This window comes from Photorhabdus viridis, from assembly GCF_040256935.1.
Lineage (GTDB): Bacteria > Pseudomonadota > Gammaproteobacteria > Enterobacterales > Enterobacteriaceae > Photorhabdus > Photorhabdus viridis.
In genome coordinates this window covers 122,215-145,517 of record NZ_JBEJZY010000004.1, presented here as the reverse complement: position 1 = coordinate 145,517, position 23,303 = coordinate 122,215, and the positions used below count along the sequence as shown (strand labels likewise).

Annotated in this window: 2 protein-coding genes; both read left to right on the top strand. The window is 52.8% G+C overall.

Translation table 11 applies throughout. The annotated features are described in order from the left end of the window. Positions 1 to 2,407: amino acid adenylation domain-containing protein (locus ABR397_RS02740; RefSeq protein WP_350304366.1), on the top strand; the 2,407-nt coding region annotated here is incomplete at its 5' end. A 1,212-nt stretch (positions 2,408 to 3,619) separates the two neighbouring features. After that, entirely contained in the window at positions 3,620 to 23,194 is a 19,575-nt protein-coding gene (locus ABR397_RS02735) for an amino acid adenylation domain-containing protein (protein ID WP_350304365.1), read from the top strand. The last annotated feature ends 109 nt before the right edge of the window (positions 23,195 to 23,303 follow it).

Below are 23,303 nucleotides of genomic sequence, written 5' to 3'. Positions count from 1 at the left end.
AGCTATTCTTAAAGCCGGTGCCGTTTACGTGCCGATTGATCCCAGTATGCCGGATGAGCGGAAAAACTGGCTAATGAGGGATTCCTCAGCCAAATTGTTGCTCACCGATACACGGGAGGATATTCCGGCTAACCTGACGGTTCCCCTGTTGCGTCTTTTTGATGAGACAGATACGTGTAGAGCGCGCGATCGCTTAAACCCTGATTTACCGTGTTCCAGTGCCGGATTGGCATATATTATGTACACCTCCGGCTCGACCGGTACGCCCAAAGGGGTCTTGGTGCCGCACCGGGCGGTGGTCCGGCTGGTCATCAATAATGGCTATGCCGAAATTGGGCCGGGTGATCGGGTGGCTTTTGCGGCTAACCCGGCTTTTGATGCCAGCACGTTTGAAGTCTGGGCACCGTTGCTCAATGGCGGCGCGTTAGTGGTGGTCGATCGTGTCACTTTGCTGACACCGCTGGAGTTTGTACAAGTTCTACAGGTTCAGCGAATAACGGCGCTGTGGCTGAGTGTCGGATTGTTTAACCAGCTGGCGGCGGAGTTGTCTCCGGTTCTGCCGCAAATAAAGCTCCTGATTGTCGGGGGAGATGCCCTTGATCCCCATGTTATCGGGCAGGTATTGAGCACGAGTCCGCCACAACAGTTATTGAATGGCTATGGGCCGAGTGAAGGCACTACCTTTACCACGACATACCGTATCACGGCATCAGCGCAGGGAGCGATCCGCATCCCGATTGGCCGACCGGTAGCCAACACGCGGGTTTATCTGTTGGATACGCATGGTCAGCCGGTGCCGTTGGGGGTGGCCGGGGAGATTTATGTCGGGGGTGATGGGGTTGCTTATGGTTATCTTAATCATCCTGAATTGACGGCTGAACGTTTTCTGGTTGATCCGTTCAGTGATCACCCGGATGCACGCATGTACCGTACCGGGGACTTGGCGCGTTATATGCCGGATGGCAATCTGGAGTTTCTGGGCCGCAACGATCAGCAGGTGAAAATCCGCGGTTTCCGCATTGAACCGGGGGAAATTGAGGCCCGGCTGATAGAACACCCGGCGGTATGTGAATCGGTGGTGTTGGCGTTGGGAGAAGGGCAGGATAAGCGTCTGGTCGCTTATGTTGTGGTGCAAGCGGATGAGGGGCTGGCGAATAGCCTGCGTGCTCATCTGAGTGCAACTTTACCGGATTATATGGTGCCGTCGGCTTTTGTGCGGCTGGATGCCCTTCCGTTGACGCCTAATGGTAAACTGGATCGCCGGGCATTGCCGGCCCCGGACAATGAAGCCTTTGCTTATCAAGTTTACGAAGCGCCCCAAGGCGAAACGGAAATTGCACTGGCAGAGATTTGGTGTGAGTTGCTGGGGGTTGAGCAGGTCAGCCGGCATGACAGCTTCTTCGTGCTGGGCGGTCATTCTCTGCTTGCCATACGAATGACCAATCTTGCCGCCAGTTATGGTTTAGTTTGCACATTAAATGCTTTATTCCAATTCCCGGTGCTGTCCGAACTGGCCTCTAAAATCACGTCAGATTTATTGTCTCAGCCACAAAGCAGTGCTATATCGGTGAGACCTGATGGAACAGGATTGCCGCTATTCTTTGTCCCCAGTGGGATGGGTGACCATTCCTATGTCTTCGGGCTGACCCAGCATATCCAGTCAGGCCATCCGGTTTATGCCTTGCCTTGGCCGTCCATCAGTGAGGAACCGATGTTAACGATGGAAGAACAGGCGACAAGAATGATCAGCTTGATGAAAGCGGTTCAACCAGAAGGCCCGTACCGGTTATGTGGCTACTCTTCCGGCGGTATATTGGCTTATGCTATTGCCGAGCGGCTTTTGTATGCTGGTGAGACAGTGAACTTCTTGGGGGGGATTGATACGCCAGCGCCTCATTATTTTTTAGGGAAAGAGGCCATACAACCTAAATATCATTTCTTTACTGAGCTGGCCCGGCAGTCAGGGGAACAGTGCACAGAAGAGGTCGCGGCGTTGTACCGGCGAATTGATGAGCTGAGTTTGGTGCAGTTTATTGCAGCGGCACAGGAATTGGCGTTATATCCCGCCAATCTATCCTCTGATTTAATCGCCAAACGTTGGGAGCAGATAGAGCGTTATGCACAAATAGTCAGAGAGTATGAACCGCAGGCATTAGCGGTAACGCTGCATCAGTTTTATGCGATAGAGCCTTCTCCTTCTGTTTCTTTTGTCACGGATGAAAAGCCGGAGTCGTTAAATATAGAACCGTCATTAGGCTGGGCGCAGGTCATGCCTGACTCTTCACTTCAGTTGATTGCTATTTCGGGTGATCATTTTAGTTTGTTGGAGGATAAGGAGCATAGAATTGCTTTAGCTCATGCTCTGAATGAGGCATTAGCAATACATTGTGATGAGGAGATATTGTAATACGAATATATTAATCATTATAGAATAATTTAATGTTGGTATGATAATCCAGTATATATTTTTATACTGGATTATTTCTATATTAAAATAAAATAAAGTAAAACTATAACCCACATAATAATTGTTTTAACTATATTTGATCGTTACTATTGTTGTTGTAATTTTCTATTATGTGATCTAAATCGGATTTTATTATTAGTTTTGTTTTGTTTTTTTGATTTCCTTGGTGTTTCAATCTTGTATTTAGTTGTAGAGTTTTCGCTGAAAATATTTCTTTTGATGAAAAAATATCTGAAGAATTTAATAATGGTAATGTGTTTCTTGGTGGTGATATAGTTTGGTTTAATCAACTTTAATTTTATGATCTCACCTCGGCATATATTGGATTTATTTTAAACGATTCGTGATGATAAGAGTGAAAAATCGGTGGGGACAGTCTCAATGTATATGTTAGTCGGTATTTTCAGACTGAATAACATTAAACCTTGTTGTTGCTTGTACCACGTGCTGATCAATATCGCTGGGTATCCAGAAAATCGCACCAAAGAACGATTTTTCCTGATTTTTTTTCATAATAATCAATGCAGTATGGGGTTGGTGATTATGTCCGTCATATTATTTTATTATTACGGGATAATATGCGATGGAATTAATTATAATTTGAAATTATTTCTTAATGGTATTAAATGTAATAACGTCTTTATTCTCGATAGAACTTAATTGTTATAAGATAACATGTAATGAAATAATGTTAAATTGGTGTTGCTATTTTTATCATGTTCACATTGTTGATGTTATTTCGTTGTTGTAATGTAATGTCGTATGTGGTTGTTTTTAATCTAAAATTAATCTTCAGTGATAGTCATAATAAATGTAGAGAATGGGTTGAGCTTTAATTGTGTAATTTGCCATAAGTCAATAAGAATTATAGGGAGTTAATCTAAATTATCTAAAAAATAGGAACGAACATGGAATGTCTTATTCCGTATCATAAAATTAATTATTTATTTCGTTGTCAGGGGAATTAACATCGTAGAATTATTGGTCATATGGCTGTTGATTAAGCTATGGCATCCAATGTTTGAATATTTCGGATTGATGTCAGACGTGTCCATTTTTATTTCTTGGGGGCAAGAAGTAAGGGAAAAATATTGGTGATGATTGTCGGGAATGACAGTTTTCAAATTTCTAGTAGATTCGTTGGAGTAGTAAATGAAAGATAGTATTGCTGAAGCAGGAAGTGCTCTTAACACTAAACTCTTCGCACAGACGTCAGAAAATATAACTAACGTAAATGACGTTTCACCACAGACTCAAAATACAAAGAGTATTCCCCAGGAGTTCACATCCAGTGAATTATTTTGGTATAAGCGCCTTGTTTCTTTACAACCACTCCAGTTGCCTTTCGAGACTGTTGGGGAGCAAGCGGAACCCAGATGGGCAGTGAGCAAATGGCTTCCGCCGTTGCCTAAAAACCGTGAAGAGGACGCATTGGGGACGTTGTTGCAGGCATTTGTCATTTACCTTGCCCGTTTGACTCATCAGACTGAATTCCAAATTGGTTGGTGTGTGGATGAGGTGAACGATACATTGGCAGATTTGGCGCCAGTGGTGCCTATGGCCGTTGAAATGGCATTTGATAAGCCGTGGGGGGCGGTAGCTGACTGGGTTGATGATGAGCTTGCCCGCCTGGCGCAATATCGGACATTTAGTCGTGATCTCCTCTTCCGCTCTCCTTCATTGCAGGCTATCCCGGCATTGGCAACCCGCCAGCCGTGGCAGATCGTTGTCTCTGTGATATCGGATGACCGGGACGGCGATCAGGCGGCGCCAGGTGAATTGCTGACCCTCCAGGTGAATACGCAGGGCGGTTTTCGCTGGATATACGATACAAACCGTCTGAGCGGGGAAGTGGTTCAGCGGATGGGAGAACATTTACAGATGCTGGTATTGTCAGGGAGGGATGATGAAATCCCCGTTTGCCAGCTGAGTTTACTGCCTGAAGCTGAACGGACATTGTTGCTGGAAACCTGGAACGCGACGGAAACCCCGTATCCGGACCCGTTATGTATTCATCAGCTGTTTGAGCAGCATGCAGAACAAACCCCGCAGGCCACGGCATTGGTGTATCAAGAACAGACCTTCAGTTATGCCGAATTAAATGCCTGCGCCAACCGGCTGGCCCATCAATTGATTGCGTTGGGGGTGACGCCGGATCAGCGGGTGGTGATTTGTATCACGCGCTCACCAGCAATGGTGGTCGGGTTATTGGCGGTGCTGAAAGCCGGCGGCGCTTATGTGCCGCTGGATTCAACCTATCCGCAGGAACGTCTGGCGTATATCCTGAGTGATACGGCTCCGTCAGTGGTATTAGCGGATGCAGCTGGTCAGGCTGCATTGGGTGAGGAAGCGCTGGTCGGATTAACGGTACTGGACCCGAATACGCTGCCCGATCAGTCGGACAGCAACCCGCAGGTCCCGGCGTTGACGCCTCAGCATCTGGCTTACATCATCTATACTTCCGGCTCAACCGGACAGCCGAAAGGGGTGATGGTTGAACATCAGGCGATATATCAACGGTATCTGGGTTTTAATGACACTTATGCCGTCACCGCGCAAGACCGGGTATTGCAATTTGTTGCTTTTGCTTTTGATGTTTCCGTGGAAGATTTCTTCTCGTCATTATGCAACGGCGCCACGCTGGTTCTTCGCGATGATAGCTGGCTGGCTTCAGTGCCGGCGTTTATTGCTTTAACCCAGCAATATCGTATTACGGTGATGTCCCTGCCGACCCTATTTTGGTCTGAACTGGCGGCCAGAGATAAGGCGTTATCGCTGCCGGATTGCCTCCGGTTGATCATTATTGGCGGTGAGGCGGTCAAAAAGAATGCGATTCAGGACTGGTTTACCCATGAAACCCACCGGCCCCGGCTATTGAATGGTTATGGCCCGACGGAAAATGTGGTGACGGTAACCTATAAGGACGTGTTATCCCCAGCGGATGATCGTTCTATTGGTCGGCCGGCTAAAAATGCTCGCATCTACCTGCTGGACAGGGACGGCCAGCCTGTGCCACTAGGCTGCGTGGGTGAAATGTATATTGGCGGCGTCGGTGTGGCGCGGGGTTATCTGAACCGGCCAGCATTGAGTATGGAACGTTTTATGCCGGATCCCTTTAGCCCGGTAGCGGGTGCGCGGATGTATCGCACTGGGGATTTGGCCCGTTACTTGCCGGACGGTGACTTGGAATTCCTGGGTCGTAATGATGAGCAGGTTAAAATCCGCGGCTTCCGGGTTGAACTAGGGGAAATTGAAACCCGGTTGGTAGAACACCCGGCGGTGCAAGAGGCGGCGGTACTGGCGCTGGATGATGGGCAGAGCAAACGGTTGGTCGCTTATGTGGCGGCGCGAGCGCAGGAGGGGTTGGCTGCCCGTTTGCGTGAACACCTGAGTGCGATTTTACCTGACTATATGGTCCCAGCGGTCTTTGTGCGTCTGGATACCTTCCCGCAGACCCCGAACGGCAAACTGGATCGCCGGGCATTACCAGCGCCAGGAGAGGGGGATTTTGCCCGTCAGATTTACGAAGCGCCGCAAGGGGAAGCTGAGATCGCTTTGGCTGCCCTTTGGCGTGAATTATTGGGCATTGAACAGATCAGCCGGCATGACAGTTTCTTTGCGTTGGGCGGCCATTCACTGCTTGGCGTGCAGATGATTGAACGTCTGCGTCATCAGGGGGTGACACTGACGGCGCGTGATCTGTTCCAATCACCGGTGTTGTCGGCACTGGCCCGAACGTTGGGACAGCACCGGGCCGTGGTGGTGCCGGCGAATGTGATTACGCCGGCAACCACAGCGTTAACACCGGCGATGTTGCCGTTGATTGATCTGACTCAGGCTGAGATTGATCATATTGTTGAGCAGGTACCGGGTGGGGTGGCGAATATTCAGGATATCTATGCCCTGTCGCCGTTACAGGACGGTATCCTGTTCCATCATTTGTTGACAAAGGAAGGCGACCCGTATCTGGTGCTCTATCCGGCGGCCTTTGCAAACCGCGCTCTGCTGGACCGTTATCTGGCGGCGATGCAACAGGTGGTTGATCGCCATGACATCCTGCGTACGGCGTTTATCTGGGAAGGATTGTCAGTCCCCGCTCAGGTAGTTTGGCGTCAGGCGACCTTGCCGGTGACTGAACTGACGCTAGACCCGGCTGACGGCCCGGTCGTTGACCAGTTAACCCAGCGTTTTGACCCGAGTCGGTATCGTCTTGACCTGAGCCAGGCGCCGCTATTGCATTTTGTCATCGCTCAGGAAACCGATGGCCGCTGGTTTTTACTGGAATTGCAACATCACTTGATCGGCGACCATGAAACGATGGAAGTGATGAAACATGAAGTTCAGGCTTATTTTGCCGGGCAGGAGGAGAGCTTGCCTGTTTCGGCGCCGTTCCGTCATCTGGTGGCGGAGGCCCGGCTGGGGATGAATCAGGACGCGCATACCCATTTCTTTACCGACATGTTAGCGGAGGTGGATGAACCCACTCTGCCGTTCGGGCTGGCGGATGTGCATCATGATGGCTCTCAGGAGACGGAATCCTACCGAATGCTGACGGCTGGGTTGAATGACCGTTTGCGCCATCAGGCCCGGTGTTTGGGCGTCAGTTTGGCGGCATTGTGTCATCTGGCTTGGGCGCAGGTGTTATCGCGTATCTGTGGGCAGGAGAAAGTGGTGTTTGGCACCGTGCTGTTTGGGCGGATGCAGGCAGGTAAAGGCGCCGATAGCGGCATGGGATTGTTTATCAATACCCTGCCGTTGCGGCTGGATATGGATGAAACCCCGGTACGGGACAGTGTGCGCGAGGTGCATCTGCGGCTGGCCGGGTTGCTGGCCCATGAACATGCGTCACTTGCGCTGGCCCAGCGGTGCAGCGGGGTTGCCAGCGGTACGCCTCTCTTTAGCGCCTTGTTCAACTATCGACATAATGAGCAGCCGGATCCGCTGGATGAAACGATGGCCGGGATTGAATTCCTGGGTGAACAGGAGCGCACTAACTATCCGTTTGGGTTGTCGGTGGAAGATGGCGGTTCCACTTTGGGGCTGACGGCTCATGTGGTGCAGCCGTTTGATCCGGAAAGGATATGCGGTTATATGCAGCAGGCGCTGGAGAGTCTGGTGGAAACGCTTGAGCAGGCCCCTGAGACCCCAGTACGGTCGTTGAATATCCTGCCGGAAACAGAACGCACGCTGTTGCTGGAAACCTGGAATGTCACCGACGCACCATATCCTGAACAAGGGTGTATCCATCAATTATTTGAACAACAGGTGGAGAAAAATCCTGATGCAACGGCATTGATGTATCAGGAACAGACCCTCAGCTATGCTGAATTGAATATCCGCGCTAATCGTCTCGCCCATCACCTGATTGCGTTGGGCGTCACACCGGATCAGCCGGTGGCGATTTGTGTGGCGCGTTCACCGGCGATGGTGGTGGGATTGTTGGCGGTGCTGAAAGCTGGCGGCGCTTATGTGCCGCTGGACCCAACTTATCCGGGTGAACGCTTGACGCATATATTGAATGATGCTGTCCCATCAGTGGTACTGGCTGATAAAGTCGGGCAGGCTGCGCTGGGCGAAGAGGCGCTGGCCGGACTAACGGTACTTGACCTGCATATGTTGTCTGATCAGCCGGACTGTAACCCACAGGTGTCTGCGTTGACGCCGCAACATCTGGCGTATGTGATTTACACCTCCGGCTCAACCGGGCAGCCGAAAGGGGTGATGGTAGAACATCAGGCGATTTATCAACGGTATCTGGGTTTTAATGACACCTATGCCGTCACTGCGCAAGACCGGGTATTGCAATTTTCCTCTTTTGCCTTCGATGCTTCAGTAGAAGAATTTTTCTCGTCATTATGTAACGGCGCTACGCTGGTTATCCGTGATGATAGCTGGCTGACTTCGATACAGGAATTCATCGCCTTAACCCGGCAAAACCATATCACGGTGATGTCCCTGCCAACCTTATTCTGGTCTGAACTGGCAGCCAGAAATAATACATTACCGCTGCCGGATTGCCTCAGATTAATCATTATTGGCGGTGAGGCGGTACAGAAGAGCGCGATTCAGGCATGGTTTACGCAGGAAACTCATCAACCCCGGCTGTTAAATACCTATGGCCCGACGGAAAATACCGTGATTGCGACCTGTAAGGCGATATTATCACCAGCAGATGATCGTTCTATCGGCCGGCCGGTCAGCCATACCTGCATTTATCTGCTGGACCGGGATGGTCAACCGGCGCCATCAGGCAGTATTGGCGAAATCTATATTGGTGGTGTGGGTGTGGCGCGGGGTTATATGAACCGCCCAGAATTGACTGCTGAACGTTTCCTGGCTGATCCATTTAGTCATAAAGCGGATGCCCGGATGTATCGCTCTGGAGATTTGGCACGCTACCTGCCGGATGGCAACTTGGAGTTTCTGGGCCGCAATGACCAGCAGGTTAAGATCCGTGGTTTCCGGATTGAGCCGGGGGAAATTGAGGTCCGGTTGGTGGAATACCCGGCGGTGCAAGAAGCGGTTGTATTGGCTTTGGGGGATGGACAAGATAAGCGTCTGGTCGCCTATGTGGCAGCGCAAGCGCAGGAAGAGTTGGCAGCCCGTTTGCGTGCACACCTGAGCGCAGTTTTACCTGACTATATGATACCGGCGGCCTTTGTGCGTCTGGATACCTTCCCGCAGACCCCAAATGGCAAGCTGGATCGCCGGGCGTTACCTGAGCCGGGGGAGGAGGCGTTTGCCCGTCAGCGCTATGAAGCCCCTCAAGGGAAGATAGAAACGATGCTGGCGGCGGTCTGGCGTGAGTTGCTGGGCGTTGAGCAGGTTGGCCGGCATGACAGCTTCTTTGCGTTGGGGGGGCATTCACTGCTTGCCGTGAGCATGATTGAGCGATTGCGACGTATTGGTCTGGGTTTATCGGTACAAGCACTATTCCGGCATCCAACACTTTCTGTTCTGGCCCAGTCCCTGGTTCAGCATGATGAAACCCAGGTGCCTGATAACCGTATTACACCGGATACGGTGGCGTTGACTCCAGACCTGCTGCCGCTGATTGACCTGACTCAGCCCGAGATTGACCGCATCATCGAACAGGTACCGGGCGGGATCAGCAATATCCAGGATATCTATGCGTTGTCGCCGTTGCAGGATGGCATTTTGTTCCACCATCTGCTGGAGGATGAAGGCGATCCGTATCTGTTAATCAGCCAGATGGCTTTTGCTGACCGGACGCTGTTGGATAATTATTTGACGGCGGTTCAACAGATAATTGATCGGCACGATATTTTACGTACTGCCTTTATCTGGCAAGGATTGTCAGTGCCGGCGCAGGTGGTTTGGCGTCAGGCGCAATTGTCCGTCACTGAACTGACGCTGGATCTGGCTGATGGGCCGATCAGCGACCAGTTAACCCAGCGTTTTAACCCGCGTCATTATCGTCTCGATTTGGGGCAGGCGCCTTTGCTGCATTTTGTGATTGCACAGGAAGGAGCAGAAGGTCGCTGGATTCTGTTTGAATATCAGCACCATCTGATCGGCGACCATACCACGCTGGAAGTGATGAACCGCGAAGTACAGGCGTATCTTACTGGTCAGGAAGACAGCTTGCCTGCGCCGGCGTCGTTCCGCAACTTGGTGGCGCAAGCCCGGTTGGGTGTGAGTCAGGAAGCACATACTCGCTTCTTTACCGATATGCTGGCGGCGGTGGATGAACCCACACTGCCGTTCGGTCTGACAGAGGTGCATCGTGATGGTTCGCAGGTGCTGGAATCTCACCGGATGCTGACGGGCACATTGAATGACCGTTTACGTAGTCAGGCCCGGCGTTTGGGTGTTAGTCTGGCAGCGCTGTGTCATCTGGCCTGGGCGCAAGTCTTGTCGCGTACCAGTGGTCAGGAAAAAGTGGTGTTCGGCACCGTGTTGTTTGGACGCATGGCGGCGGGGGATGGCGCTGACAGCGGCATGGGATTATTTATCAATACGCTGCCATTGCGGCTGGATATTGATGATACCCCGGTAAGTGATAGCGTGCAGGCCGCCCATACCCGGCTGGCCGGATTATTGGCGCATGAACATGCGTCACTGGCGCTGGCCCAGCGTTGCAGCGGTGTGCAGGGTGAGATCCCTCTCTTCAATAGTCTGTTGAACTATCGGCATAATGCCCAACTGGATACGTCGGATGAATTCGTCAACGGTATTGAATTTATTGGCGGACAGGAGCGGACCAACTATCCGTTAGCGTTATCGGTGGAGGATTTTGGCGAATCCTTAGGGCTGACCGCCCAGGTAGTGCAACCGCTTGATCCGGAAAGAATATGCGGTTATATGCAACAGGCGTTGGAAAGTCTGCTTGAGGCGCTTGAACAATCTCCTGAGACCCCGGTACGGGCACTGAGCATTCTGCCTGAAACGGAGTGCACATTGCTGTTAAAAACCTGGAATGCGACGAAAACCGCATATCCTGAGCAGTTATGCATTCATCAGTTATTTGAACGGCAAGTGGAGAAAAACCCAGAGATTACGGCTCTGGTGTATGAAGACCAGACCTTCAGCTATGCGGAATTGAATGCCCGGGCTAACCGGCTGGCCCATCAACTGATTGCGCTGGGTGTCGTACCGGATCAGCGGGTAGCGATTTGCGTGGCACGCTCACCTGCGATGATAGTGGGATTATTGGCAGTGCTGAAAGCGGGTGGGGCCTATGTGCCACTGGACCCGGCTTATCCGGGCGAGCGTCTGACTCATATTTTGATCGATTCTGCGCCGGTTATTTTACTGGCTGATGTGACCGGACGTGCGGCGCTGGGTGAGAAGGCGCTTTCGGAGCAGAGGGTACTTGACCCGAACAGTTTGCCTGACCAGCCAGACAGTAACCCGCAGGTTTCTGCGCTGACCGCGCGGCATCTGGCGTATGTGATTTACACCTCCGGCTCGACCGGCATGCCGAAAGGGGTGATGGTCGAGCATCGTGGGCTGGTTAACCTTATTCTGGATAAAATTGCCCAGTTTGATATTCACATGGGTAACCGGATGTTGCAGTTCGCTTCATTTGGCTTTGATGCCAGTGCTTGGGAAATCATGATGGCGCTGACTGCTGGGGCGACTTTGGATATTCCCGTTGATACTGTTCGTCAGGACCCGCGCCAGCTCTGGCGTTATCTGGAGGAACAGGGGGTGACGCATGCCTGCCTGACGCCGGCCCTGCTGCGGGAGGGAGCTGATTTACCGGTGATGACGATAAAACCGACCTTGATACTCGGTGGTGAAGCGCCCAGTGCGGCTTTGCTTCAGGCGCTGAGCCGTCAGGCAACGCTGTTCAATGCTTATGGTCCAACAGAAATCACGGTTTGTGCGACGGCCTGGCGTTGTCCGTCAGACTATACGAATGGGGTGATCCCGATCGGCCGTCCGACGGCCAACACGCAGATTTATCTGCTGGATACCCACGGCCAGCCGGTCCCGTTGGGGGCTGTGGGAGAGTTGTATATTGGGGGGGCTGGTGTAGCACGGGGTTATCTCAATCGTTCTGACTTGACTGTTGAACGTTTTCTCGCTGATCCGTTTAGTGATGATCCGGATGCACGCATGTACCGCACTGGAGATTTAGCCCGTTACCTGCCGGATGGCAATTTGGCATTCTTTGGTCGTAGCGATCAGCAAGTCAAAATCCGCGGTTTCCGCATTGAACCGGGTGAAATTGAGGTCCGGCTGGTGGAATACCCGGCGGTACAAGAAGCGGTTGTGTTGGCACTGGGAGAAGGGCAGGGCAAACGGCTGGTCGCTTATGTGGTCGCGCCAGAGGATGAGGGGCTGGCTAATCGCCTGCGCAGCCACCTGAGCGCCATTTTACCTGACTATATGGTGCCGGCGGCCTTTGTGCGTCTGGATGCCTTCCCGTTAACCCCGAACGGCAAGCTGGATCGCCGGGCGCTACCGGCACCGGGGGAGGCGGCGTTTGCCCGCCAGATTTACGTAGCGCCGCAAGGCGAGATGGAAGTCGCGCTGGCGGCAATCTGGTGTGAATTGCTGGGGGTTGAACAGATCAGCCGACATGACAATTTCTTTGCGCTAGGTGGCCACTCATTGCTGGTTGTGCGGATGATTGAACTGCTGCGGCGTATTCATCTGAGTGTCTCGGTGCAAACGTTATTCCAGTATCCGATACTCTGTGACCTGGCTCAATTTTTAGGCCAGCATCGGGAAATCCAGATCCCTGAGAACCGCATTGTATCGGCTACCTCTGTGTTGACCCCGGATCTGCTGCCGTTGATTGACCTGACTCAGCCAGAGATTGACCGCATCATCGAACAGGTACCGGGCGGGGTTAGCAATATCCAGGATATCTATGCCTTGTCGCCGTTGCAGGACGGTATTCTATTCCACCACTTGTTGGTTGATGATGGTGATCCCTACTTGTTGATGGATCAGATGGCCTTTACTGATCGGTCCTTGCTGGATCGTTATCTGGCGGCGGTTCAACAGGTAGTTGACCGGCACGATATCCTGCGTACTGCCTTTATCTGGCAAGGATTATCAGTCCCGGCGCAGGTAGTCTGGCGTCAGGCTACATTGTCCGTTACTGAACTGACCTTGGATCCAGCTGACGGGCCGGTCAGTGACCAACTGTTTCAACGTTTTGATCCGCGTCACCATCGTATCGACCTAAGTCAGGCCCCGTTGTTGCGCGTTGTGGTGGCGCAGGAAACCGATGGCCGTTGGATAGTCATGCAATTGCAGCATCATCTGATTGGCGACCATACGACGCTGGAAACGATGAATACGGAAGTGCAGGCGTATTTGACCGGACAGGGGAACAGTCTGCCGGCGCCGGCGCCGTTCCGTAATCTGGTGGCTCAGGCCCGGCTGGGTGTCAGCCAGGAAGAACATGCCCGCTTCTTTACCGATATGCTGGCGGAGGTGGATGAGCCAACATTGCCATTCGGGCTGACAGAGGTGCGCCGTGATGGCTCACAGGTGACGGAATCGCACCGGCTGCTGGCTCCTGAGCTGAATGACCGTTTGCGCAGCCAGGCCAGACATTTGGGGGTGAGTCTGGCCGCGTTGTGCCATCTGGCCTGGGCGCAGGTGTTGTCGCGTACCAGCAGTGGTCAGGAGCAGATAGTGTTCGGTACGGTACTGTTTGGTCGTATGCAAGCCGGGGCCGGTGCGGACAGCGGCATGGGATTGTTTATCAATACCCTGCCGTTGCGGTTGGATATGAATGATACCCCGGTGCGGGACAGCGTGCAGGTCGCTCATAATCGGCTAGCCGGATTGCTGGCGCATGAACATGCGTCACTGGCGCTGGCCCAGCGGTGCAGCGGGGTTGCCAGTGGTACGCCACTCTTTAGTAGTCTGTTGAATTACCGGCATAATGATCAGCCGATGACCCCGGATCAGGCTGTACAGGGGATTGAATTCCTCGGTGAGCAGGAGCGCACTAACTATCCATTTGTGCTGTCGGTAGAGGATGGCGGCTCCACTTTAGGGCTGACCGTTCAGGTCGTGCAGCCGTTTGAGCCGGAAAGGCTATGCAGTTATATGCATCAGGCGCTGGAGAGCCTAGTGGAGGCGCTTGAACAGGCTCCAGAAACGCCGGTACGGGCACTGAACGTCCTGCCGGAAACGGAACGCACGTTGTTGCTGGAAACCTGGAATGCCACGGAAACCGTGTATCCTGAACAGCTATGCATTCATCAGTTGTTTGAACAGCAGGTGGAGAGAACCCCGGGAGCTACAGCGCTAATAGCGGGAGATCAAACGCTAAGTTATGCTGAATTGAATGCCCGCGCTAATCGGTTAGCCCGCCAACTGATCGAACTAGGCGTTTACCCAAATGAGCATGTTGCAATCCTGTTAGAACGGTCGATTGAACTGGTTGTGGCTCAACTAGCTATTCTCAAAGCTGGCGCCGTTTACGTGCCGATTGATCCCAGAGTGCCGGATGAACGGAAAAACTGGCTGATAAATGATTGTTCAGCCAAATTGTTGCTCGCTGATACGCGGGCGGATATCCCGGCTGACCTGGCTGTGCCGTTGTTTCGTCTCTTTGGTGAGATGGGCGCAATCGGGGAGGAGGATGGCTTCAATCCTGACTTACCTTATTCCAGCGCTGGATCAGCGTATGTCATGTATACCTCCGGCTCGACTGGCATGCCAAAAGGGGTGATCGTGCCGCATCGTGCGGTGGTCCGACTGGTTATCAATAATGGCTATGCTGAAATTGAGCCGGATGATCGGGTGGCTTTTGCGGCGAATCCGGTTTTCGATGCCAGTACATTCGAAGTTTGGGCCTCTTTGCTTAATGGCGCTGCGCTGGTGGTTATCGACCACGCTACCTTACTGACGCCACCGGAATTGGTCCTGGCTTTGCACAAGTATCAAATTAATATCCTGTGGTTGAGCGTTGGGTTGTTTAACCGGCTGGCCGCGGAATTATCCCCGGTTCTCCCGCAGATCAAAATCCTGATTGTCGGTGGAGATGCTCTTGATCCCCATGTGATTGCTCAGGTACTGCATAATAATCCACCGCAACAGCTATTAAATGGTTACGGACCCAGTGAAGGAACCACCTTTACTGCGACATATTGCATCACTGCGTTGCCGGAGGGGACGACAAATATCCCCATTGGCCGTCCAATCGGCAATACGCGGGTTTATCTGTTGGATGCTTATGGTCAGCCGGTGCCGTTGGGTGTGGCCGGTGAGATTTATATCGGGGGAGACGGGGTTGCCTGTGGTTATCTCAATCGTCCTGACTTGACCGCTGAACGTTTCCTGGTTGATCCATTTAGTCATAAACCGGATGCCCGGATGTACCGCTCTGGGGATTTGGCCCGTTACCTGCCGGACGGTAATTTGGAATTCCTGGGCCGTAACGACCAGCAGGTTAAAATCCGTGGTTTCCGGATTGAATTGGGTGAAATTGAAACCCGATTAACCGAATACCCAGCGGTGCAAGAGGCTGCGGTGTTGGCGCTGGGTGACGGTCAGGATAAACGGCTGGTTGCCTATGTGGCGGCGCCAGCGGATGAGGAGCTGACGGCTGGCCTGCGTGCTCACCTGAGTGCTATTTTGCCTGATTATATGGTGCCGTCGGCCTTTGTACATCTGGAGGCGTTTCCACTGACCCCGAATGGTAAGTTGGATCGCCGGGCGCTACCGGCGCCGGGCGAGGAAGCCTTTGCCCGTCAGATTTACGAAGCCCCGCAAGGGGAGATGGAAACTGCGCTGGCGGCGATTTGGCGTGAGTTACTGGAGGTTGAACAGATTGGTCGGCATGACAATTTCTTTGCGTTGGGTGGTCACTCACTGCTGGTTGTGCGGATGATTGAGCTGCTGCGGCGTATTGGTTTGAGTGTCTCGGTGCAGACGTTGTTCCAGTATCCAACACTTTGTGTTTTGGCCCAGTCCCTGATTCAGCATAATGAAGTCCGGGCGCCAGACAACCGTATTACACCGGATACGGTGGCGTTGACCCCAGACCTGCTGCCGCTGATTGATCTGACTCAGCCTGAAATTGACAGCATTATTGAACAGGTCCCGGGCGGGGTCAGCAATATTCAGGATATCTATGCGTTGTCGCCGTTGCAGGATGGCATTTTGTTCCATCATCTGTTGGAGGACGAAGGCGATCCCTATTTGTTGATGGATCAGATGGTCTTTGCTGATCGGTCTCTGTTGGATCGTTATCTGGCGGCGGTTCAGAAGGTGGTTGACCGGCATGATATTTTACGTACTGCCTTTATCTGGCAAGGATTGTCAGTGCCGGCGCAGGTGGTTTGGCGTCAGGCCCAATTGCCAATCACTGAACTGGCGTTGGATCTGGCCGATGGGCTGATCAGCGACCAGTTAACTGAGCGTTTTAACCCGCGTCGGCATCGCCTTGATTTGAGCCGGGCCCCCTTACTGCATTTTGTGATAGCGCCAGAAGGTGCAGGCGAGCGCTGGATTCTGTTTGAATATCAGCATCATTTGATCGGTGATCATACAGCGCTGGAAGTGATGAACCGCGAAGTACAGGCGTATCTTACCGGACAGGAGGAGAGTCTTCCTGTGCCAGCGCCATTCCGCAATTTGGTGGCTCAAGCCCGGTTGGGCATCAGTCAGGAAGAACATACCCGCTTCTTTACCGATATGCTGGCGGCGGTGGATGAACCCACTCTGCCGTTCGGTTTGACTGAGGTGCATCGTGATGGCTCGCAGGTGATGGATTCCCACCGGATGCTGCCGGGCACACTAAATGATCGTTTACGCAGTCAGGCCCGGCGTTTGGGTGTCAGCCTGGCTTCGCTGTGTCATCTGGCTTGGGCGCAGGTGTTGTCGCGTACCAGTGGTCAGGAGCAGATAGTATTCGGTACGGTACTGTTTGGGCGTATGCAGGCGGGGGACGGCGCTGACAGCGGTATGGGATTATTTATCAATACCTTGCCGTTGCGGCTGGATATTAATGATACCCCGGTACGGGACAGTGTGCAGGCTGCCCATACCCGACTCGCCGGATTATTAGCACATGAGCACGCGTCACTGGCGCTGGCCCAGCGTTGCAGTGGTGTACGGGGCGAGATCCCCCTCTTTAGCAGTTTGTTGAACTATCGGCATAATTCCTTATCCGCCATGTCGGATGAATTCATTAGCGGTATTGAATTTATTGGCGGACAGGAGCGGACCAACTATCCGTTTGTGCTGTCAGTGGAGGATTTTGGTGAAGCACTGGGTTTGACGGCCCAAATCGTTCAGCCGTTTGATCCGGAAAGGATATGCGGTTATATGCAGCAGGCGCTGGAAAGTTTGGTGGAAGCGCTTGAACAGGCTCCGGAGACCCCGATACAGGCGTTGAATATTCTGCCGGAAACGGAACGCACGTTGTTGCTGGAAACCTGGAACGCTACTGAAACCGCGTACCCTGAGCAGTTATGCATTCATCAGTTATTTGAACAACAAGTGGAGGAAAACCCAGAGGCTATGGCTCTGGTGCATGAAGACCAGATTTTCACTTATGCGGAATTGAATACCCGGGCTAACCGGCTGGCTCATCAACTGATTGCGCTGGGTGTCGTACCGGATCAGCGGGTGGCGATTTGTGTGACACGTTCACCCGCGATGATAGTGGGGCTGTTGGCGGTGCTGAAAGCGGGTGGGGCTTATGTACCGCTGGATCCGGCTTATCCGGGCGAGCGTCTGGCCCATATTCTGACCGATGCCGCACCGGCTATTTTACTGGCGGATAATGTCGGACTTACCGCGCTGGGTGAGAAAGCGCTTTTGGAGCAGAGGGTACTTGACCCGAATAGCCTGCCTGACCAGCCAGACAGTAACCCGCAGGTCCCGGCGCTGACTGCCCGGCATCTGGCGTATGTGATTTACACCTCCGGTTCGACTGGCATGCCAAAAGGGGTGATGGTCGAGCATCGTGGGTTGATCAACCTTATTTTGGATAAAATTGCTCAGTTTGGCATTAACGCGGGTAATCGGATGTTGCAGTTCGCTTCATTTGGCTTTGATGCCAGTGCCTGGGAAATCATGATGGCGCTGACCGCTGGGGCGACTTTGGATATTCCTGTTGATACTGTTCGTCAGGACCCGCGCCAGCTCTGGCGTTATCTGGAGGAACAGGGGGTGACGCATGCCTGCCTGACGCCGGCCCTGCTGCGGGAAGGAGCTGATTTACCGGTGATGACGATAAAACCGACCTTGATACTCGGTGGTGAAGCCCCTAGTGTGGCCTTGTTTCAGGCACTGAGCCGTCAGGCAACGTTGTTCAATGCTTATGGTCCGACAGAAATCACCGTTTGCGCGACGGCCTGGGGTTGCCCGTCAGACTATACGAATGGAGTGATCCCGATCGGCCGTCCGACGGCCAACACGCAGATTTATCTGCTGGATACCCACGACCAGCCGGTCCCGTTGGGCGCAGTAGGAGAGTTGTATATTGGGGGGGCCGGTGTAGCACGGGGTTATCTCAATCGTCCTGATTTGACCGCTGAACGTTTCCTTCTGGATCCATTTAGTGGTGATCCGGGGGCGCGGATGTATCGCACCGGGGATTTGGCCCGTTACCTGCCGGACGGTAATCTGGCATTTATTGGCCGTAATGACCAGCAGGTTAAAATCCGTGGTTTCCGTATTGAGCCGGGTGAAATTGAGTCCCGTTTGGTGGAGCATCCTGCGGTGCAAGAGGCAGTTGTGTTGGCGCTGGGTGACGGACAAGACAAACGGCTGGTCGCTTATGTGGTCGCGTCAGAGGATGAGCAGCTGGCTAATCGCCTGCGAACCTACCTGAGCGCCATTTTACCTGACTACATGGTGCCGACGGCCTTTGTGCGTCTGGATGCCTTCCCGTTAACGCCAAACGGCAAGCTGGATCGCCGGGCGCTGCCAATACCGGGGGAGGCGGCGTTTGCCCGCCAGATTTATGCAGCACCGCAAGGAGAAACGGAGATTGCGCTAGCGGCAATCTGGCGTGAATTGCTGGGGGTTGAACAGATCAGCCGACATGATAATTTCTTTGCGTTGGGGGGGCACTCATTGCTGGTCGTGCGGATGATTGAACTCTTGCGGCGTATTGGCTTGAGTGTCTCGGTACAAACATTATTTCAGTACCCGGTACTGTGTAACTTGGCTCAATTTCTGGGTCAACATCGGGAAATCCAGATCCCGGCGAACCGCATTGCATTGGGTACCCCTGTTTTAACCCCGGATTTGCTGCCGTTGATTGACCTGACTCAGCCAGAGATTGACGGCATTATCGAACAGGTACCGGGCGGGATCAGCAATATCCAGGATATCTATGCCCTGTCGCCGTTGCAGGACGGTATCCTGTTCCACCACTTGCTGGTTGATGATGGTGATCCCTATTTGTTGATGGGACAGATAGCCTTTGCTGACCGGTCTCTGCTGGATCGCTATCTGGCGGCGGTTCAGCGGGTGATTGACCGGCACGATATCCTGCGTACCGCCTTTATCTGGGCGGGATTGTCAGCACCGGCTCAAGTGGTCTGGCGTCAGGCCCAATTGTCCGTCACTGAACTAACGCTGGATCCGGCCAATGGGCCGGTTAGTGACCAACTGTTTCAACGTTTTGATCCGCGTCATCATCGTCTCGACCTGGGTCAGGCCCCATTGTTACGCTTTGTGGCGGCGCAGGAAGCCGATGGCCGTTGGATAGTACTGCAATTGCAGCATCATCTGATTGGCGACCATACGACATTGGAAGTGATGAATACGGAAGTACAGGCTTATCTGACCGGACAGGGGAACAGCCTGCCTGCGCCAGTACCGTTCCGGAATCTGGTGGCTCAGGCCCGGCTGGGCGTTAGTCAGGCGGAGCATACCCGTTTCTTTACCGACATGCTGGCAGGCGTAGATGAACCGACGCTGCCATTCGGGTTGACAGAGGTGCGCCATGATGGCTCACAGGTGACGGAATCGCACCGGATGTTGTCTTCTGAGCTGAATGATCGCCTGCGTAGTCAAGCCAGACATCTGGGTGTCAGTTTGGCGGCGTTATGCCATCTGGCCTGGGCGCAGGTGCTATCGCGCACCAGCGATGGTCAGAAACAGATAGTGTTCGGTACGGTACTGTTTGGTCGTATGCAAGCTGGTGAAGGTGCTGACAGTGGTATGGGGCTGTTTATCAATACCCTGCCGTTGCGGCTGGATATGGATGATACCCCGGTGCGGGATAGCGTTCAGACAGCCCATAACCGGCTGGCCGGATTGCTGGCGCATGAACATGCATCACTGGCGCTGGCCCAGCGTTGCAGTGGTGTACAAGGTGGAATTCCACTCTTCAATACCCTGCTGAACTACCGGCATAATGCTCAACTGGAGACGTCGGATGAAATCATGAGCGGTATTGAATTCCTTGACGCTCAGGAGCGCACCAACTATCCGTTTGTCCTGTCGGTGGAGGATTTTGGTGATGCGCTGGGACTGACGGCCCAAATCGTTCAGCCGTTTGATCCGGAAAGGGTATGTGGCTACATGCAACAGGCGTTGGAAAGTCTGGTGGAAGCACTTGAACAGGCTCCTGAGACTCCGGTACGAACGTTGAACATTCTGCCTGACACGGAACGTATGTTGTTGCTGGAAACCTGGAATGCGACGGAAACTGCGTATCCTGAGCAGCTATGCATTCATCAATTGTTCGAGGGGCAGGCGGAGAAAAATCCTGATGTCACGGCTCTGGAGTATGAGAACCAGACCCTCAGTTATGCGGAACTGAATGCCTGTGCTAACCGGCTGGCTCACCAACTGATTGCGCTGGGTGTAGCGCCGGATCAGCGGGTGGCGATTTGCGTGTCACGTTCCCCGGCGATGGTGGTGGGATTGCTGGCGGTATTAAAAGCCGGTGGGGCCTATGTGCCGCTGGATCCTACTTATCCTGGTGAGCGTTTGGCGCATATTCTGGCTGATGCTGAACCGGCCATTTTACTGGCGGATAACGCCGGACGTGCTGCGCTGGGTGAAAAGGTACTGGCAGACCTGATGGTGCTTGACTTGAATACCCAACCTGACCAGCCGGACAGTAACCCGCAGATTCCTGCACTGACTTCACAACATTTGGCCTACGTGATTTACACCTCGGGTTCGACCGGTATGCCGAAAGGGGTGATGGTGGAGCATCATGGCGTGGTTAACATGGCGCTGGCGCAAGTTGCCCGGTTTGACGTGCGTGTCACCAGCCGGATATTGCAATTTGCTTCATTTGGCTTTGATGCCAGCGTTTGGGAAATCATGATGGCGCTGGCTGGTGGAGCGACCTTGGATATTCCTGCTGATACTGTCCGCCAGGATCCGCATCTCCTCTGGCGTTATCTGGAGAAACAGGCGGTGACTAACGCCTTCCTGACACCGGCCCTGCTTCGTGATGGTACTGATTTACCCGTGATAACGACAAAACTGACATTGATGTTGGGCGGTGAAGCGCCTGGTACGGCACTGTTTCAGGAACTGAACAGCCGGATAGCATTGTTCAATGGATATGGCCCGACGGAAACCACGGTTTGCGCTACAACTTGGTGTTGCCCGTCAGACTATACGGATGGGGTGATCCCGATTGGCCGTCCGATGGCCAATACACGGATTTATCTGCTGGATACCCATGGTCAGCCAGTACCGCTGGGAGCAGTAGGAGAGTTGTATATTGGCGGTGTGGGTGTGACGCGTGGCTATCTGAACCGCCCTGACTTGACTGCTGAACGTTTTCTCATAGATCCGTTTAGTGATAAACCGGATGCCCGTATGTATCGAACCGGGGATTTGGTCCGTTATCTGCCGGATGGCAACCTAGTATTTGTTGGTCGCAATGACCATCAGGTCAAAATCCGTGGCTTCCGGATCGAACCGGGGGAAATTGAGGCCCGGTTGGTGGAGTACCCGGCGGTACAAGAAGCGGTTGTGTTGACTCTGGGTGAAGGTCTGGATAAACGCCTGATCGCCTATGTTGTGGCGTCAGCGGATGAGGGACTAGCTAATCGCCTGTATACCCATCTGAATGCGATTTTACCTGACTATATGGTGCCGTCGGCCTTTGTGCATCTGGATGCTTTCCCATTAACGCCTAACGGCAAGTTGGATCGTCGTGCGTTGCCGGTACCGGATAATCAAGCCTTTGTCCATCAGGTTTATGAAGCGCCGCAAGGGGAGATGGAAACCGTATTGGCGACGATTTGGCGTGAATTGCTGGGGATTGAACAGGTTAGTCGGCATGACAATTTCTTCGCGCTGGGCGGTCATTCGTTGCTGGCTATGCGGATGATAAACCTGGCCGCTGGTCGTGGTTTGATTTGTACGTTAAATACGCTATTCCAGTTCCCTGTACTGGCCGAACTGGCAGCAAAAGTTACCTCAGATTTGCTGTCTCAGCCGCAGACTAGCGCTATACCTGTTCGATCTACCGGAACGGAGTTGCCGTTATTCTTTGTGCCCAGTGGGATGGGTGACCATTCCTATGTCTTCGGGTTGGCTCAACATATTCAGTCGGGTTATCCGGTTTATGCACTGCCCTGGCCGTCCATCAGTGAAGAGCCGATGTTGACGATGCAAGAGCAGGCAGCCAGAATGATCAGCTTGATGAAAGCGGTTCAACCGACAGGCCCGTACCGGATAAGTGGTTACTCTTCCGGCGGTATATTGGCTTACGCCATTGTCCAGCGGCTTTTGCATGCCGGTGAGACGGTGAACTTCCTGGGACTGATTGATACGCCGGCGCCTCATTATATCGGGGAGCAGCCTATGCAACTCAAATATCAATTCTTTGACGAGTTAGTCAGGCAGTTTGGGGAAGAGCACACTCAGGAGATGGCAGCGTTGTACCAGCGAATTGATGAACTGAATTTGGTGCAGTTTATTGCAGCGGCACAGGAATTGGCGTTATATCCCGCCAATCTGCGCCCTGAATTAGTCGCAAAAAGTTGGGAGCGGATAGAGTGTTATGGGCAAATAGTTGGAGATTATGAGCCACAGGTATTAACGGTAACGCTGCATCAGTTTTATGCGATGGAACGTCCCCCTGCGAGTCCTTTTGCGACGGATGAAAAACCGAAGCCTTTAACTATTGACCCATCGTTAGGTTGGGCACAGATAATACCTGACTCTTCACTTCGGTTGATTGCTGTTCCGGGTAATCATTTTAGTTTATTGGAAAATAATGAAAATAAAATCGCTTTAGCTCGGGCTCTGAATGAGGCATTGACAATGCATTGTGATGGGGAAGCGCTATAATACGGATAGATTAAGAAATATAGCATAATTTAATGTTGTCGTAATAATCCGGTATATGTTGTTTATACCGGATTATTTTTATATAAGTTATTTAATCAGGTTTCTTTGC

Bases quoted from the DNA above. Each gene is read 5' to 3' on its own strand.
- ABR397_RS02735 (WP_350304365.1), top strand. From the start codon at position 3,620: ATGAAAGATAGTATTGCTGAAGCAGGAAGTGCTCTTAACACTAAACTC.